Raw genomic sequence first — 17,637 nt, 5'->3', positions numbered from 1 at the left:
TTGTATTTAATAATAAAACTCTTCCATAAAATCCTTTCTTTGCTCATCCTCAATTTCTTTTTTCTTCCAAACTATTTTTTGTTCGAAATAATCTATATGCTCTGAATAATCTAAAATGCCTGGTAGTGTATTTATCATTTTTAGAATATCCTGATAAAATTCAATTTTTTTCTGAATTAAAGGAACTCGACTACCCGACCAACTTTCACTTCGTCCAAAATTAATTTTCCTTGTTAGAGTAACGTCCTTATTGACAAGAAGAAATTCTCTAAAATATTCGACAAACCAACCATTAAAATTATGATACACAACTTCAATAAGCATTAACACAATCTTTTCATTTTTGCTATGCTTTTGAGTAAGTTTAATAATAAGTGATTTTGCTTTTTCTGTTCTATCCTCATTGACACTCCTGAAACTGAATAAAGAATAAATATCTTTTTCAATAATGAAGGTATATTGTTCATTTGCTAAAGCTGTCAATAACAAATCTTCAATCAATTCTTCATATTCCTCATATTCCCACAACGTACTTGTGTTAATTTTTTCCAACCTCAAATTGGATGAATACCCCAATCCAATTTTTCCATTTTTTAAACTGTCATTGATAAAATTTTTATCCAAATCTAAGAGGGCTTTTAATTCTCTTCCCTCATAGTCAAAGTGAGAATCTATTTCATATTGTGCCCAGTAAGCATCTTTTAAAAGTTGAGGACGTTTAGTAAAATACGACGAACAATCAGCACAAAAATCAAATCCAAAATCACGCCTTGTCTTACGTGTTTTAGTGAGTATAATGCTTGTCAGATGGGTGATGATATTGTGATTTTCTAATTCGGAATTTTCTTTTTTATATTCTTCAAATATTGCTTCATATTTTAGATAATCAAGCATTCGATGAATATAGATATGTTCGTCAGGCTTTAGAAAAGTATTTATGAAAAGCTTAAAAAAAACTTCATTAACCTGTTCTTCAGGTAACATTGCTATTAATACAGATTCCCAATAAGGTTTTCCCTGAAATTCATAATCATTCATTATGTCCAAGAGTTCTTTTCCGGTCATAATAAGTTCGACCAAAGCAATATTTATAATGGTGGTTCGCAATGGAAAAAGTACTCTGCCACTAAAAAACAACTTTAGAGCATTTTCAAATTCAGATTTACTCTTTCTTGCTATGGAAATATAAATATCAGTAACTGCTGATTCTATGTGCCATCCGTTATTATCTTTCTGCTGCTTATACAAAGCATCAATATTTAATAGAAATTTCTCTAAACTTTGCCAATCTGTTGCTTTTACAAAAGCATCAAACTCTTGTCTTTTTTCTTTTTCGGATTCCTGGATAGATTTTCCCTCTCTATATTCCCAATCGGGTTTTAAAAACTTGGAAAGTTTTCTTATATCAGATTCAATAAATTCATTCCAGCTTTCAGGGTATGCAGCTCCCATTTCTGTTAAATATTTGGCAAGAACACTTACAAACTTACAATGTGCATATTGTTTATTATCCAATTTTTCAGAAATGAGCTTTTGATAAATTGGCAATTCATCTACATAAATACTTTTGTCAATGTCTCCACCCGGATAAATGATTTGATGTAGTGTTTTTTGCACCAGTTCATTTTCGATTTCAAATAAATGATAAAATTGATTAAGAATGCGATCCCTTAATTTCATTAATTCATCTGATTTATATAAATCAAAATTATAAATTGTAAATGCGTGTCCTTTTGCTGAACGAAATTCATCATAATGCCAACCTAAGAGTACCTCTGATAAGTTTAGAAAAATACCATTTGCAAATGTTTTTTGAGCATTATTTAGTTCATCATCTAAAAATATATCCAACAGCATATTTTGCCGTAAGTATCCTTGTTCTCGGTCCTCTAATTTATATTTAAAGTCATCGTGAATGAATTTTAAAATTTCGGATAATCGGCTTGGTTGTTTATTTAATAATGCTAAAGTCAGCTCGAGCGAAGGTTTGAACAACTCGTTAGGATGGTTCCAAAAATCTTTTAATAGCTCAAAATGTTTTGTTGCGTAGGTATGGTCATTATGGACATAACTAAATTTAAGTATTTCAGGATATTCTTCCTGTGGGAGGTTTTCTATCCATTTTTTCAAATACAATAGACAGTCCCGGCCTTTGTAAAACCAAAATAGATTGTAAAAAGCATACAATTCTTCATCGGTTTTTATTTGCTTTATTACTTCATTCAAATGCGGTAATACTAAATCTCTTACATGATAATAAACAAATGTGTTATTCACATCTATAAGCGTAGCTCGGATTCTATTTGAAAATTTCTCTATAAAAGTAGCGATCCATTCTGCATAATTGATAACGGAAGATTTATCATCAATAAAACATTTATAGAATGCGTAGGTTGCTAATACTTGATCTGATACTTTAACTATCTCGTTGGAATAAACATCTAATATTTCACTGTTATGAAGTTCCATTATAGCAGTCCATAGTTCATTCCAGTCAATATCAAATTTGTTTGATAGAATTGTTTTTAATTCTTCATTGTTTTTGTCCAAAACACCAAAGAATGAAACAATAGCGAGAGATTTAAGAATGATTGGATTATTGAAAATGCCTATTTCCTCAGAGATTTTTTTAAAGTATTTTTCATACAGTAATACAGGGCTATTTAAATAATTGGTTTCCGAATCAGGGGTAACGGAATAAGTAGCCATTAGTGCAACTCTTGCATTACCTTTGGCTAAATCCACTATTTTTCTTTTTATATCGCTATGATACTTCAGATTTGGTAGAGCTGCTAGAATTATTTCCCCTATTTCTTCATCCTTAAATTCAGGTATATTAAATTCTTTATACAAATAACTATCAAGCGTAACCGAAACTTGCTTTTTTACATAATCTCTGGATGTTACTATAACTTTTACTGAATAAGATTGTGACGCCTCTATTTTGCTCAGCAAATAATTTAGATTATTGATTGATTTATTGGCATCGTCAAACAATATTATATGTTGTTTTCCAGGCAAAAAAAGATGTTGATAATCATCCCATAATGACACTCCTGAACTTTGGATAACGATTGGAATATAATTATCTCTTGAAAGTTCCTCTAAGATTTTGACTGCTAATTTAGATTTGCCCACACCTGCACCACCTGACAACAACAAGATGTCATATTTCTTTAAAGCTTCAATACTATTTTTAAGTTCTTCTTCTCTGCCAATGAACTCATTAGTAAGTGACGGCTGTAAGCCTTTTTCTGTTTTTAAAAGGAACTCCTCAAGTGTATAAATATCTCCTTTTACAATTTGAATGCTAAGATATTCCTCAGCTAATTTTGGAATATCAAATATGAGCAATGGCAAATTCTGAATATTTAAAACCTCGAACTTCGTATCAGGATTATATGATTTTACTTTAGTATTTAATAGCTTATGTTCTTCTGCACTTATTTTTTCATTACAAGCTAATATGACTTTTTCTATTTTCTCCTTTTCTATTGTCGTTACATCTTCCTTAAAACAATGATCCACATCTTTTGAAAGTTTATCAAAAAAGGATTTTGATTCTCCTAATCTTTCCTTAGTAGTGCACTCAACAAAAATATATTTATCTTCATTTACAAAAAAGGAATCAGGCGTCCCTTTACTTGTTTTCTCTTTTCCAATAACAGCACCAGGAGCACCAATAAATTTATTCCCTTGTAAGTATAATAAATGATTTACTAAGGTTTGAAAACTTGCTTGGTTGATCGCCTTTAATGCATTCTCTATTTGAGTTATAGTATTCATCAGCTAATAAGTCTATACTAGCAAATATATTAAAAACAAGATTTAGAAAATTATGGTAAAGCAGAAAAAGAAGGATACCTATTCTAAAGATTACCAGTAAGATAGATCAACAGGATTCAAAATTAAAAAAAAGGCAATACAAAAAATTATTCTGGAAACACATTCCTTTACTACATTGGAGTTGATAATAAACCAACTCCAATCTAAAAATTTAAATTGATTATCCGAAAAAGTCTCTTATATTTCTTATCATAAGACAATTCCTGTCTCATGTTCTATTGGTATGCATGTCTTTAAATGTAGTTGGATACTATCCTAATCGAAGAAAATCTTCTCAAATCCCCTAACAAAAGGTTCGAGTTTTGTACCAAGAGGTTCACGATGACGCCATAGGCCAAACATTGCCTAATGGCGTCATTTTTTTATAACACTAGGTTTATAGGTATTTTTGCAATTTTTCTTATTCTATTCTAAATCTAAAAAATATAGTTCTTTAAAAAATTCAATTATCCATTGATTATTTTGTTGATCATATATTTCTTTGATTTGGGAACTTGGAACTGCAATTTTAAATACAATTTTTAACTCTCCAGATATCATTTTTTCAAATATTTTCTAAACTTTCACTCTATCTGGAAAAAATAATCTGATTATTTTCTGTTTGGTTATCAACAGATTATAATATAGGAAGGCTACTATGGCAGCTGATGAATTAATTTACATGCAGGTAATCCTTAATCGTTTTTAAAACGCCAAAGCTGTCATTGGTACAGGTCTCAAAACTGGCCACCTCTTTCACGTTCGGATGGGCATTTTTCATGGCATAAGAATATTTGGCATTTTTCAGCATTTCTATATCGTTCATATAATCTCCGAAAGCCATCGTATTTTCAGGTGAGATACCTAAAGATTTCTGAAGGATTTTCAGTGCATTTCCCTTATTGATATCCTTATTCATAATGTCCAGCCAATACTCCCCTGATACCACCACTTCCAGACCGAACTCTTCAAATCTTTTAAGAGCCGGATACAGATGTTTTTCAGAACCATCCGGATGGTAGACTGCTATTTTAAAGGCTGTATCATCAATTTTTTCCGTAAGATCATCCTTTTTCATATTTTCAGTATAAAACTTTGAAAAAAAATCTACAAACTGCTGATCTCCGGTTTCATAATAAGCCATTTTTTTAGCGGATAATACTGCTTTGGCTCCTGGTATTTCACGAACAGCTTTGATGATCTCAACAATATATTGATATTCCAGTGTATCGGCAAAAAGCTCCTGATCTTTATAGATAACATAACCTCCATTTTCAGCGATAAAACCGATCTCACTTTCTATTTCTCCAAAATAATGAGTGATACCCGGCATCTGTCTTCCGCTTGCGGGTACAAACAGAATGTTTCTTTTTTTCAGTTCTTTGTAAATATCCGAAAATTCAGGGCTCATTTCATGGCTGGAATTGAGAAACGTCCCATCCATGTCCGTTACAATTAATTTAATCTGTTCCATATTCTTTTTCAAAGATATTGATTTATTATTTTTTCTTATAATGAATGGTGGGAAGGTCTCTTAATATTGCTGCGCTTTGTTCCGGAGTAATGTCGCGCTGAGGCTCTGCCAGCATTTCATATCCTACCATGAATTTTTTAATTTCCGGGCTTCTGAGCAGCGGGGGATAAAAATGCATATGAAAATGCCATTCCGGATGTTCCTTCTCATCTGTTGGTGACTGGTGGATTCCCGCAGAATAAGGAAATGAAATTTCAAAAAGATTGTCATAAATAGTAGTCAGGTTCTTGATAATCAAAGCAAAAGATTCTTTTTCTTCTTCAGAAAATGCCACAATATTTTCTCTTTTCTGTTTACTGATAATCATTGTTTCATATGGCCATGATGCCCAAAACGGCACCAATGCTGCAAAATGCTCATTTTCTGTGACCATTCGTTCTCCAGCCGTTATTTCCTGCTGAAGATAGTCTTCCAGTAATGTTCTTTTATTATTTTCAAAATAGGATTTCAACTGATCCTGGGTTTTCTTAACCTTCGCCGGGATTGACGTCTGTGCCCATATCTGTCCGTGCGGATGGGGATTACTGCATCCCATCATGCTTCCTTTATTTTCAAAAATTTGAATGTAATTGATATGGTCCAGAGCGGCCAGTTCATTGAACTGCTCCTGCCATACATCCACAACACTTTTTATCTGTTCCACAGACATTTCCGGTAAGGTAAGACTGTGATTTTCAGAAAAACAAACCACCCTGTTGATTCCACGTTCCGGAAGAAGGGTAAAAAAACCTGAATGTTCTTCAGAAAAATCAATTTCTTCATTAAGCAATGCTCCAAAATCATTATTAAAGACATAAGTTCCTTTGTATGCAGGATTCTGGCTTCCGTTAGCCCGCATATTTTCGGAACACAAATAGCAATCCGGATCGTATACAGGACGATTTTCTTCTGTAGTATTTTCTTTCTGTCCCTGCCATGGTCTGTTTGCCCGTTGTGGAGAAACCAGTATCCATTCATCCAATAGAGGATTGTACCTTCTGTGGGGATGTTTTTTAGGATCAAATGATGTATTCATTGGTGTATTCTTTTATCCCGTCTGAGATTTTAACTTGATAAACTTTCATCTGAATATTAAATTGTTCCAGATATTTTTCACTGATGGCTTTAATAACTCCTTCAGCTTTATTTTCCTGAATAAGGTTGATACTGCAGCCTCCGAAACCGCCTCCCATGATTCTTGCTCCCAATACTCCTTCCTGCCGTAACGTATTTTCCACTAAAAAGTCAAGTTCATTACAGCTGACCTCAAATTCTGTTGAGAGCCCGGCATGGGTTTCTGTGAGAAGTGTTCCCAGATATTCAATATTTCCTGCTGAAATAGCTTTTGCCGCCATTTCCACTCTTTGGATTTCTTTCAGAAGATAGAGGCATCTTTTGTATGAAATACTTCCCATTTCTTCTTTTACATGATCAAGCATCGCCAGTGTAAAATCCCTGAATTTTTCGATTTCCGGGAAGTTTTTCCATAAAACTTTTTTACCATGTTCAACATCTTTACGCCTTTCATTATAACCGGATGTCAGATGACTATGCTTTACACAGCTATCAAAAAGCAGCAAACTGTATCCTTTAAGGTCTGCATCAAAATATTGATGCTCCAGGGAATGACAGTCGAGCATAATCACTTTATCCTTCTTTCCAAAAACAGAGGCAAATTGATCCATAATTCCGCATTGAACTCCAGCAAAAGAATGTTCTGATTTTTGTCCGATCACTGCAATCTCTTTTTTTGACAACTGAAGATCAAAAAGCTCATTGAGGATATACGCAAAACCACATTCAAGGGCTGCCGAAGAAGAAAGCCCGGACCCCATCGGGATGGTACTGCTGAAAACAATTTCCATTCCGCAAAACTGGTTTCCCGGCTTCTGCAGCTGGCTGAAAACGCCCAGAATATAGTTCATCCACATCTGCTTAACCGGTTTTATCTCCATTGTGACATCAAATGTATATTCTTCTCCAAGATCTTTGGCCACGATGGTACAAAAGTTTGTCTGAGGGAGTTTACGGACAGCAAAACAGATGTATTTATCTATAGCTGCGGGCAATACAAAGCCATCACTGTAATCTACATGTTCACCGATAATATTAATTCTACCGGGAGAAAGAAATAAGTGTTCCGGTTCTGCCTTGAATTCAGCGTTAAACTTTTCTATAGTTGGTTTGATTAACTGTTCATCAATATCCATCTTTTATCTTCCTGATCTTATTTCATTTTCTGTGAATCCTTGATAAACTGGTCTAATCCTGAATCTGTAAGCGGATGTTTAAGAAGAGAAAGTATAGGAGCCAGCGGACAGGTCACGACATCAGCACCTATCTTCGCACAGTTGACAATATGCATACTGTGGCGGACAGAAGCTGCCAATATCTGTGTCTGAAAAGCATAATTATCATAAATCGTCCTGATTTCCGATATCAGATGAAGACCATCTGTAGAAACATCATCCAGCCTTCCCAGAAACGGAGAAACATAAGTTGCTCCTGCTTTGGCCGCCCAAAGGGCCTGCCCGGCTGAGAAAACAAGCGTACAATTGGTCTTTATTCCTTTTTCAGAAAAATACCGGATGGCTTTGATTCCGTCTTTAGTCATAGGAACTTTTACGACAATTCTTGGATGTAATGCAGCGAGCTCTTCCCCTTCTTTAACCATTTCTTCAAAAGTAATTCCGAGTACTTCAGCGCTGATATCCCCATCTGCAATTTTACAAATTTCAAGGTAGTGATTATGGATATTTTGTTTTCCTGAAACACCTTCTTTTGCCATCAATGAAGGATTGGTGGTTACACCGTCCAGAACTCCAAGGCTACTGGCTTCCTCTATCATTGCCAGATTAGCGGTATCAATAAAAAATTTCATAGATTATTTATTATTTATAAGTGTTAAATTTACACTTATATTTTAATAAATCATAATACAGGGGTAATTTTTTACAGATCCGCAAAAAATTATTCCATGAAATAATTAAATTCTTTCCTGTATTGAGAAGGGCTTTTTTGAATATAGTCCTTAAAAGTTTTATTAAAATAACTGAAATTATTAAAGCCGGACTCAAAACAGACTTCCGTAATACTTAAAGGCTGTTCTGCCAGAAGCTTGAGCGCATGGGTAATCCTGTATTCGTTTACAAACCGGGTGAAGGTTTTATTGGTAATTTTCTTAAAATAGCGGCAGAAAGAAGGTACTTTCATATGGGCAAGATCAGCTACTTCTTCCAGGGTTATGGCTTCTTTAAAATGATCTTTCACATAATTAAATATAAGATTGATTCTTTCATTGTCTTCAATCTGTGTCTGAAGGTAGTATTTTCCTGCATTCAAGATTCTGTAATCCTGGGTAACAGACAGCTCATCCAATATTTTCAGAAATCTGCACAGCTTGTCCAAAGAGGAAGCTTCATGCATCTCAACAATCTCTTTCCCAATTATTTTCTTTATCTCTTCCCCAAATACGATTCCTGCTTTAGACTTTTCAAGCAAAGCAGAAATTCTTTGCATCTCCGGTATATCCCAAATCGGTTCTCCTAAAAAATCTGGTTTAAACTGGATCACCATTTCATAATCATTATGTGTATTTTCATTGGTAAGCCCGCAGTGTGGAAGATTACTTCCTATCAAAACAAGGTCTCCGTCTGAAAAGTAAGAAATACTGCTCCCAATCTGTCTTTTCCCGGAACCTTTATAGACAAAAATAAGTTCAATCTCGGGATGATAATGCCATACGTGAGATTTTATATTTTCATTGGTCAGAAATTTCAGGCTGGTAAAACTGCTTCCTATACTCGGTCTTATCGCTTCAAAAGAAGGGCTTACATGTTTCATAGGCCAAAAACAAATAATTTATATGCAAAATTAACAAATAATACATTAATAAAATTAAACAAAGTTAATATAGCACATAAATATGAAAATTTCATTATAGCCCAAGAACTATTGCTGTCCTAGCTTTGCAATAGTAATCCTAAAAGCCTTAATCCATGAGCACATTATTAAAAGCCGTATTTTTTGCCGGATTCTTATTGTTTTCAGCAAATGTAATGAGTAAGGACAGAGATTTTTCCCTTTCCTTTGGAAACGTACAAGCCAAAACGTTGAATTTTGAGCTTTCAAATGCCAAAAGTGTATCTGTGTTTGTCTATAACAGTGCACATGACGAGTTATTCTCCGAAAATCTTGCGGATGGGGACCATGTGACGAAAACTTATGATCTTCAGAGTTTTGAACCAGGAACTTATTACCTGGTAGCAGAATCGGAAGTGAAGATAGAAAAATACAAAATACAAATCAGTGCCGGGAATGTAATGGAAGTGGAAAAAACGCCTGTAAGCACTATAAATAAACCTGAATACACCATTTCGGGCCATATGGCAAAGCTGCACATGTCTGATGTGAAAGGGCCTGTAAGCATTTCAGTATATGATCTTTCCAATACAACTTATTATACGTCCGAAAGAGAATATGCTGATGGCAAAGTGGATATCACTTTTAATCTTAACCCACAAACAGCAAACCAATATATCATCCGGGTTGAAGAAAACGGAAATATTTTTAATAAAATGATTTCTCTCCGTTAAACTGGAGTATTTCCGGACAGATTTCAGATCATTCCAAAATTATTTTGGATTAAATTTTCACATATAACTATTATTATTTGAGGTAGCTCTCATTTCCGACCCGGAAAAAAGCTGCCTCTTTTTTTTAATTGTGATGCCCCATATTCAGTTTGATTTTCCTCAGTTCTTCCAATTCGTGAACAGGACGTTCAATATCATAAGGAATGGGCTTTTTGGAAAAAGTCTGGAAATACAGCAGGCAGGCATCTTTCCACCATACCGCATCTCTGGACTGGATTCTGAGCTTTGACTGAACATCAGCAAACCTCTGCTCGTCTATATAAGGTTCCATTCTATCCCAGGTTTTCTGGTAATCCCTTACCCTTTTCACTCCGGAATCATAGGTATAGCACAGCTCATCCCACAGCGATTTTCCGTCTTTCATTGTATAATCCCATGGAACATGATGAAACCATAGAATAAGATTTTCCGGACAGGTTGAGATATTCCCATATATTTTATTCAATGGCGGAAAATATTGTGAAACAGCATTACTTCCCGTTTTTGTTCTATTAAAGCCTACTCCCTGAGCATCAGCCTGATGATAATAGACAGGTGACCAATCCGGTCTTCCACCTTTATAATCTCCCCATGGCTCAGGGCCGTAGTGATGCCCTCCTGCAAAAATATGATGGAGTCCCAAAGGCATCATGTAATCCACGGCGGTCTCCCTTGAGGAAAGCATGATCTCCTTTACCGGATTCAGGAAGTTCTGATCATCTGTGAAGGTCATTTTAATCCATTCATCTGCAATCTGTTCTGAACTCAGCTGATGGTTCCATGCTAACCTTCCGAATGCATACCAGTTAGCCTGTGCAAAATGATGTCCTGTCCAGTTGATGTCTTCCCCGATATTGGCAACGGCAGAAATCGCTGTAATTTTTGCGGGTCTTAAAGTACCGTCTGTAATTTTAGCAATCGTAGAGCCCTGCCCGTCAGAGTAGGTATCACTATCCAGTGTTTCCTTGAATAGCGGAGCCAGAAAAACCAGATGATTTGAAAAGCCCAGATATTCCTGTGTAATCTGAAATTCTACCATTTCAGAAGTTTTTCTTAATGCTCCAAAAAGAGGATTAAAAGCTTCGCGAGGCTGGAAATCAACCGGACCGTTTTTGATCTGAATAATTACGTTATCCCTGAATTTACCGTCCAGAGGAACAAATTCCAAGTAAGCCTGTTTGGCTCTGTCATCTTTACTCGGACTGTAGACAAATGCTCTCCACATCACGATCCCATGGTAAGGCTTTAGGGCATCAGCCATCATATTGGCTCCGTCTGCATGGGTCCTTCCATAATCCTGAGGACCCGGCTGCCCTTCGGAATTGGCTTTCACCAAAAATCCGCCGAAATCAGGAATCAGCTTATAAATTTCAGCAGCTTTTTCTTTCCACCATTTTTGTACGTCTTTATTCAATGGATCTGAATTTTGTAATCCGCCCAACACTTTAGGTGAAGAAAAATTGACGGAAAGATATACCTTAATGCCATAAGGCCTGAAAATATCGGCCAGAACTTTGACTTTCTTAAGATAATCTTCCCTAAGCATATTGGGAGATGCATTCACATTGTTCAAAACAACTGAATTGATCCCTACAGAGGCATTCGCTCTTGCATACTCTTCATAACGCGGAGAAATTTTTCCGGGCAGATCTTCCCATTTCCATAGTGATCTTCCGGCATAACCTCTTTCAATACTTCCGTCCAGGTTATCCCAATGATCCAGAACTCTTACATCGTATGATGGCTTTTCAGTACTGTTTAAATGAGACAGGTCTGCTTTTGTCTGCTGTAAGCGTAAAATATGATAGACCCCATATAATAAACCTATTTCTTTGCCTGCAGAAATAACAATTTTTTCAGGCGTGGAAATAATCCTGTAACCGTCTTTCAGATTTTTGTCTTTGTTTTCGGTACGAAGTTCCACCGTCTGTCCCTGCCAGTGGCTGATCAGCTCTTTTCTGGCAATAGTAAGTGTTGGACTACTGCCTTTGGAAATGATTTTATCTGCCGGTATTCCGTTTTTTGCCGGAAACCGAAGCCACAGCTGACTTCCATCCTCCGCAAAAATCAGTAAAGGAATCATCAGAAAAAATACGGTGTAAAGTCTCAGATATCGCATTGAAAAATTTTATATTATTAAAGATGATTATGACTGTCCTTCCAGACCTTCAATCGTTTTGATTTTTCCTTCATGATCGTATTCAAGTTCAATTACTTTCATACTTCTCAGCCATGTTTTACCGCCACTCGGAACAGAGTCATGGAAAAACAGATACCATTTCCCTTTGAATTCCACTATGCTGTGATGGGTGGTCCATCCCACCACCGGAGTAAGAATTTCACCCTGAAAAGTAAACGGACCGTAAGGATTATCCCCGGTTGCATAGCAAATCAGGTGGGTGTCTCCTGTAGAATAAGAAAAATAATATGTACCGTTGTATTGATGCATCCATGACGCTTCAAAAAAACGGTGTTTGTCACCATGAAGCAGAGGCTTTCCATTTTCATCAATGATGACAACGTCTTTAGGAGCTTCCGCAAATTCAAGCATATCATCGCTCAGCAGAACCACCTTTGAATGGATTGCAGGTTCATCATTTTCAGGAATTACAGCAGATTCAAGCGCTTTATTATCTCTGTAGCGCTGCAATTGTCCGCCCCAGATCCCTCCGAAGTACATATAATGTTTTCCGTTATCTTCAAAAATACAGGGATCGATGCTGTAACTTCCCATCATCGGATGTTTTTCAGGGACAAAAGGACCGTAAGGTTTATCACTTACAGCAACCCCGATTCTGAAGATATCATTCTGATCTTTCAGAGGAAAGTACATATAATATTTACCGTCTTTAAAGGCTACATCACAATCCCAAAGCTGTCTCCCTGCCCATGGAATATCTTTTACCGAAAGGACTACGCCATGATCTTTAATTTCTCCGCTGTCTACATCATCCATTGAGAAAACATGGTAATCATTCATATCAAAGTGATCCCCGTTATCGTTTTCTTCAATTCCGCTTTCGCGGTCGTGAGAAGGATAGATATAGATTTTATCTTCAAAAAAGTGAACGGAAGGATCTGCCATATAATCTTCCGGGAATAAATATTTTGATTTTTTCATTAAGTAAAAATTCTATTGATTTTAATTTTTCTCTGCCAGCTTTATTATTTTTTGTACTACAGGTTTTTCCTGGTCTTTCCTGTCAAACAGTAGCGGGTAATCTGTTCTTCCTTTTACAGGAAAGTCGTTTTTCCATGACTGTTTATCGGTAACTCCCCATAAGGTTACCCTTGTTATTTTATCTTTATGTTTCAAAAACAAAGCAAAGAAATCAAGGTAACGTTTTTCCCATTTCATTTCTACTTCATTGGGAAGACCTTTGGGGTAAGGATTCATTTCTTTCTGATAGGCAACAGTATCCGAAACATTGGCAGAACTTCCCCATGGAGAAGGCAGTGCACTGATTTCAAGTTCTGTAATATTGACTTTAACTCCGGCATTGGAATACGTCAGGATTGCTTTTTCATATTCATCCATGGAAGGGGTATCCATTCCGACATGGGCCTGCATTCCAACACCATCAATACGGATTCCTCTTGATTTAAGTTTCTCAACCATTTTGATGACTGTTTTCACTTTTTCAGGATACCATTCATTATAATCGTTGTAATATAATTCTGCATTGGGATCGGCTTCCTGTGCATACTGAAATGCCAAAGGAATAAAATCTTCACCCAGGATTTCGTAAAATTTACTTTTTCTGTAGGTTCCGTCTTCAAGAATGGCTTCATTCACCACATCCCATCCTTTTACTTTTCCCCTGTAACGGGAAACTACTGTTATAATGTGGTTTTTCATACGTTGTTTTAATACTTCCGGAGAAACATCCTTTCCATTACTGTCTGAGAAAAACCATTTTGGAAGTTGTGAATGCCAGATTAAAGTATGCCCGATGATGAACATCTTATTTTTCATCCCGAAATCAACAAATTTATCGGCATCATCAAAAAAGAATTTTCCTTCCTGAGGCTGCAAAAACATAGATTTCATGCAATTTTCAGCGACAATAGAGCTGAACTGTTTTTTGATAATAGCTACTGCCTTCTGGTCTGTACCGTCAATCTGCGGAAGGCTCATCGCGGTACCAATATAGAATTTATCCTGAAATGCTTTTTTTAAAGAATTGTCAGACTTCTGTGCCGACAGACCGGAAGCAGTAATAACGGCCAAACCCATTAAAATACGTTTCATATTGATAGTTTTTATTTTCTTCTTTCAGCCAGATCTTTTTCAATCTGAACCTCCATTTTTTTGTTGATTTTATACAATAAAAGCAGTCCGCAGGCAATGAAAAACGGAATGGACGGGAATATGCTCACGAGCATTTTGGCACCTGCAGCCACTGTTTCAGGCTGAATAACCTGTTCGCTCCCGTGTACAGAAATGTATCCGTATTTTCCTATAATCAAAGCTACCAGGGAGCTTCCTATGCTGAGACCTACTTTTAAGCCTACCATCATTGCGGAGAAAATAATAGCTGTTGCCCTGCGGTTGTTCTTCCATTCCGAATAATCGGCCACATCAGCAATCATGGCCCATAAAAGCGGCGTGCTTATTCCGTAAAAGAATCCGTGTAAAATCTGTGACAGAAACATGATTCCAACGGCTTGCGGAGGATAAAATATAAAGAACAGAATGAAAAGCGTAGAGGTGAATAATGAGGCAATAAAAGTGTCACGTTTTCCAAACCTGTCTGCCAGTTTTTTAGAGAAGGTAATGCCTACGATCATCATGACAATTCCTCCTGCATTAAACAATCCGAAGCCTGCAGACTTTGGATCTTCCCCGAAGAAATTCATTCCTGCAGAATTAAAAAATGCTGTAATCGGTGAGATAAAACTCTTCAAGGCATTTTCATCCACATAGTTGTTAAAATAATATACATAAGATCCTCCTTTCATAGCCAGTGTGATAAATATGAATGCGGTCACGGTAAGCATAATAATCCATGGCTTGTTCTGGAATAAATCTTTTAAATCCTCTTTCAGACTTGACTTCTGCTCCGGCTTGGGAATGATTCTTTCTCTGGTAGTAAAAAAGGTGATCAACAGCATTACAGATCCTATAACAGCCAGCCATGTCATCACGGTTTCAATTCCCTGTGCTTTGTCTCCATGGCCTACATATAGAATAATAGGAAGCATAAATACCTGTACAAAGAACTGTGCAAACATCACAGCTACAAAACGATAGGAAGAAATACTATTCCTTTCTGCCATATCTCCCGTGATAACGCCGCTCAAAGCAGCATAAGGCAGGTTATTGGAAGCGTATAATAACAATAATAACGAATAGGTAACCGCAGCATAAATCATTTTACCCTGATAAGAAAAATGAGGAGTGCTAAAGGCTAACAGTGCAGCAATACCAAGCGGTACAGCAGTAAATAAAATCCATGGACGGAATTTCCCCCATCGTGAGCTTGTACGGTCTGCCAACGCTCCGATAAGCGGGTTAAAGCCAAACCCGGCAATTAACCCTACAGTAAGGGTGATGACAGAAGCATCCTCCGCCTTTAGTCCGTAAATATCTGTATAAAAATAGGTCAGGTAGGTCACTAAGGTCTGAAAAACAAGGTTGGCCGCCAGGTCTCCCAGACTGTACCCTACTTTCTCTATTACCGATATTTTTTGTGGCTGATTATCCATTGATTTTGTATGGTTTTCTATGTTAAATTAATTTTTTTCTGTTGTAAAAGGTGAAGCAGGAAGCCCGCTTTTGTTTTTAAGATTGCCGTCTGGGTTGTCTGCCCAATCATAACGTACATTGACAGGGCTGGTAACCTGATCATTCCATACCATAACTTTATTTCCTTTTGCTTCTGCTTTCGCCCATTGGTAGCTGCTGTCTTTCTGCTGTATCGCAAAACCTTTCAGTTCTCCCTGTACCAGATCATCTGTACCGGGTTTAAAGGATAGAATAATGATATTTCCTTCTGTTTTCATCGACTGATAAACGGGTCCGTCAGCTATGATTTTTTTGCCTTCCCCGATTTTCAGGGCCTGTAAAGCAAGCCTGTCACCCACAGCTTTTTTATTGAGCGGATGAATATCATTCCATTCTCCCACATCAATCGTTACCGCAAGTCCTGAATAAGGAACATTAAGGGAAACCTGTCTTTGCTGTTCTCTCAGCTCAGCCCAGTTGCTTTCAATCGGTTCATCTTTTTTCTCCATGAAATTGGCCAGCTGTACAATGAAGAACGGCAGATCATTCTTATTCCATTTTGAACGCCAGTCTGAGATCATTGTTGACAATAAATCCCCGTATTCTTTTGGTTTTCCTGTATTGCTTTCGCCCTGGTACCAGATAAATCCTTTGATTTTATAATTGATCAGCGGATTAATCATCGCATTATAAAGCCCTACCGGTTTCCAGCGGATAAATGTCTGTCCGGGAGCCATTTTTTCCATTTTTGCTCCTGTTTTATATTTCCACTCGCCTTTAAGGTCTGTTTTTTGACCGTCGATTTCCAGATAATACGGCTTATCAGCAATAAACTGTCCTTTTCCGCTGCCATTGATGACTCTTACCGTAATGATATTCTTTCCTTCTTTTAAAACACCTTTTGGAATGTCATACCAACGTGGCGGATATTCATAGGTTACATTTCCTACTTTGATTCCATTGATGTAAGTAACATCAGCATCTTTTATCCTTCCCAGATTTAAAAATGCTGTTTTCTGGTCTGCTCTTTTGGGCAGAATAATCTCTTTACGGAACCATACCGAACCGTCAAACGGGTCTTCCTGATCTTCCCATGATCCCGGAACCATCATGGTTTTCCATCCGGAATCATTGGTGTTATCCTTTTCCCAGTGCTGATTGAAACCGATGTCACTCTGATCCAGCTCTGCATACCATGCTTTGCTTAATGATCTCTCCTGGGATTCTGTAGATTGTATCAGGTCATCATTTTTCCATTTTTCTGCTTCAGCAAGATATTCCGGGTATTTTTTCAGTGATTTCTCATCCATCCAGGCCTGAACAGGAGAGCCTCCCAGACTGGTATGAATAATTCCTACAGGAACTTTATTTTTTTGATTCAGTTCTTTGGCAAAGAAATAAGCAACCCCGGAAAAATTAAGAATCGTCTGAGGGTTTGTGCTTTCCCATTTCCCTCCGTCAAGATCATTTTGCGGAGCTTTAAAATTATATTTCTGCGGAACAGTAAAAAATCTTATATTCTGATTATTGGCGTTTTTAATTTCATTTTCATAAAGAGGTGTCAGCCTGCGCATCGGAAGTTCCATATTGGATTGTCCTGAAGCTACCCACACATCACCAATAAGAATATCTTTAAGAGTAATCTCATTAATCATCATGGTATATGGGCCGCCGGCATTAAGCTTTGGAAGCATAAGGGTCCAGTTGCCATTTTGATCCGCTGTTGCATGATAAGCTTTATTGATAAACTTAATCGTAATTTTTTCTCCCACATCTGCATATCCCCAGATCTTCAGATCCTGATTTCTCTGAAGAATCATTCCGTCTGAAACCAAAGCAGGCAGCCTTACTTTTGCATCAAAACTGCAAATGGCTGCAAGAAAAAATAATAAATATAGGGTTCTGTTTTTCATGGGAAACATCTGTTTTTTAATTTT

At 36.7% G+C, this 17,637-nt stretch carries 12 protein-coding genes; 1 reads left to right on the top strand and 11 read right to left on the bottom strand.

All coding sequences use genetic code 11. The annotated features are described in order from the left end of the window. Positions 1 to 6: 6 nt before the first annotated feature. From BCF58_RS04685 to BCF58_RS04660, 6 genes are all read right to left on the bottom strand, one after another. A complete protein-coding gene (locus BCF58_RS04685) occupies positions 7 to 3,786 on the bottom strand; it encodes an nSTAND3 domain-containing NTPase (protein ID WP_121460619.1) in 3,780 nt (1,259 codons plus the stop codon). Positions 3,787 to 4,498: 712 nt separating this feature from the next. Continuing rightward, positions 4,499 to 5,299 carry an HAD family hydrolase gene (locus BCF58_RS04680; RefSeq protein WP_121460618.1) on the bottom strand — a complete coding sequence of 267 codons (801 nt, stop codon included), beginning with the start codon at positions 5,297 to 5,299 and terminating at the stop codon, positions 4,499 to 4,501. Between the two features lie 25 nt (positions 5,300 to 5,324). Beyond that, positions 5,325 to 6,374, bottom strand: a complete 1,050-nt coding sequence (locus BCF58_RS04675) for a UDP-glucose--hexose-1-phosphate uridylyltransferase (protein ID WP_121460617.1) — start codon at positions 6,372 to 6,374, stop codon at positions 5,325 to 5,327. Then, positions 6,358 to 7,548, bottom strand: coding sequence for a galactokinase (gene galK / locus BCF58_RS04670; protein WP_317126233.1), 1,191 nt, complete (start codon positions 7,546 to 7,548; stop codon positions 6,358 to 6,360). Before galK ends, BCF58_RS04675 begins: the two co-directional genes overlap by 17 nt. A gap of 17 nt (positions 7,549 to 7,565) precedes the next feature. Next, a complete protein-coding gene (gene fsa / locus BCF58_RS04665; protein ID WP_121460616.1) occupies positions 7,566 to 8,219 on the bottom strand; it encodes a fructose-6-phosphate aldolase in 654 nt (217 codons plus the stop codon). Between the two features lie 89 nt (positions 8,220 to 8,308). Then, positions 8,309 to 9,181 (bottom strand): AraC family transcriptional regulator, encoded by an 873-nt coding sequence (locus BCF58_RS04660; RefSeq protein WP_121460615.1) that lies wholly within the window; start codon positions 9,179 to 9,181, stop codon positions 8,309 to 8,311. Positions 9,182 to 9,336: 155 nt separating this feature from the next. Between BCF58_RS04660 and BCF58_RS04655 the strand changes: the two genes are divergently transcribed. Beyond that, positions 9,337 to 9,933, top strand: coding sequence for a hypothetical protein (locus BCF58_RS04655; RefSeq protein WP_121460614.1), 597 nt, complete (start codon positions 9,337 to 9,339; stop codon positions 9,931 to 9,933). A gap of 124 nt (positions 9,934 to 10,057) precedes the next feature. Here BCF58_RS04655 and BCF58_RS04650 read toward each other — a convergent pair whose 3' ends face one another. Genes BCF58_RS04650 through BCF58_RS04630 form a run of 5 tightly spaced genes read right to left on the bottom strand, consistent with a single transcriptional unit; the run spans position 10,058 to position 17,613 of the window. Then, the gene (locus BCF58_RS04650; protein ID WP_121460613.1) at positions 10,058 to 12,091 is read right to left on the bottom strand and encodes an alpha-glucuronidase; all 2,034 of its coding nucleotides are present in this window, start codon (positions 12,089 to 12,091) and stop codon (positions 10,058 to 10,060) included. Positions 12,092 to 12,118: 27 nt separating this feature from the next. Beyond that, on the bottom strand, positions 12,119 to 13,093 hold the full coding sequence (locus tag BCF58_RS04645; RefSeq protein WP_121460612.1) for a glycoside hydrolase family 43 protein: 975 nt from the start codon (positions 13,091 to 13,093) through the stop codon (positions 12,119 to 12,121). A gap of 21 nt (positions 13,094 to 13,114) precedes the next feature. After that, on the bottom strand, positions 13,115 to 14,224 hold the full coding sequence (locus BCF58_RS04640) for an endo-1,4-beta-xylanase (protein ID WP_121460611.1): 1,110 nt from the start codon (positions 14,222 to 14,224) through the stop codon (positions 13,115 to 13,117). A gap of 11 nt (positions 14,225 to 14,235) precedes the next feature. Then, a complete protein-coding gene (locus BCF58_RS04635) occupies positions 14,236 to 15,681 on the bottom strand; it encodes an MFS transporter (protein WP_121460610.1) in 1,446 nt (481 codons plus the stop codon). Positions 15,682 to 15,708: 27 nt separating this feature from the next. Further along, entirely contained in the window at positions 15,709 to 17,613 is a 1,905-nt protein-coding gene (locus BCF58_RS04630) for a sialate O-acetylesterase (protein WP_121460609.1), read from the bottom strand. Between the last annotated feature and the right edge of the window lie 24 nt (positions 17,614 to 17,637).

It is taken from the genome of Chryseobacterium defluvii, assembly GCF_003634775.1.
Lineage (GTDB): Bacteria > Bacteroidota > Bacteroidia > Flavobacteriales > Weeksellaceae > Chryseobacterium > Chryseobacterium defluvii.
Note: the sequence above shows the minus strand (reverse complement) of the source record. Positions and strands in the feature narration are given on the sequence as shown.

Coding starts and splice junctions, on each gene's coding strand:
- BCF58_RS04630 (WP_121460609.1), bottom strand. CDS start 17,613: ATGAAAAACAGAACCCTATATTTATTATTTTTTCTTGCAGCCATTTGC.
- BCF58_RS04655 (WP_121460614.1), top strand. CDS start 9,337: ATGAGCACATTATTAAAAGCCGTATTTTTTGCCGGATTCTTATTGTTT.
- BCF58_RS04680 (WP_121460618.1), bottom strand. CDS start 5,299: ATGGAACAGATTAAATTAATTGTAACGGACATGGATGGGACGTTTCTC.
- BCF58_RS04675 (WP_121460617.1), bottom strand. CDS start 6,374: ATGAATACATCATTTGATCCTAAAAAACATCCCCACAGAAGGTACAAT.
- fsa (WP_121460616.1), bottom strand. CDS start 8,219: ATGAAATTTTTTATTGATACCGCTAATCTGGCAATGATAGAGGAAGCC.
- BCF58_RS04650 (WP_121460613.1), bottom strand. CDS start 12,091: ATGCGATATCTGAGACTTTACACCGTATTTTTTCTGATGATTCCTTTA.
- galK (WP_317126233.1), bottom strand. CDS start 7,548: ATGGATATTGATGAACAGTTAATCAAACCAACTATAGAAAAGTTTAAC.
- BCF58_RS04645 (WP_121460612.1), bottom strand. CDS start 13,093: ATGAAAAAATCAAAATATTTATTCCCGGAAGATTATATGGCAGATCCT.
- BCF58_RS04640 (WP_121460611.1), bottom strand. CDS start 14,224: ATGAAACGTATTTTAATGGGTTTGGCCGTTATTACTGCTTCCGGTCTG.
- BCF58_RS04635 (WP_121460610.1), bottom strand. CDS start 15,681: ATGGATAATCAGCCACAAAAAATATCGGTAATAGAGAAAGTAGGGTAC.
- BCF58_RS04660 (WP_121460615.1), bottom strand. CDS start 9,181: ATGAAACATGTAAGCCCTTCTTTTGAAGCGATAAGACCGAGTATAGGA.
- BCF58_RS04685 (WP_121460619.1), bottom strand. CDS start 3,786: ATGAATACTATAACTCAAATAGAGAATGCATTAAAGGCGATCAACCAA.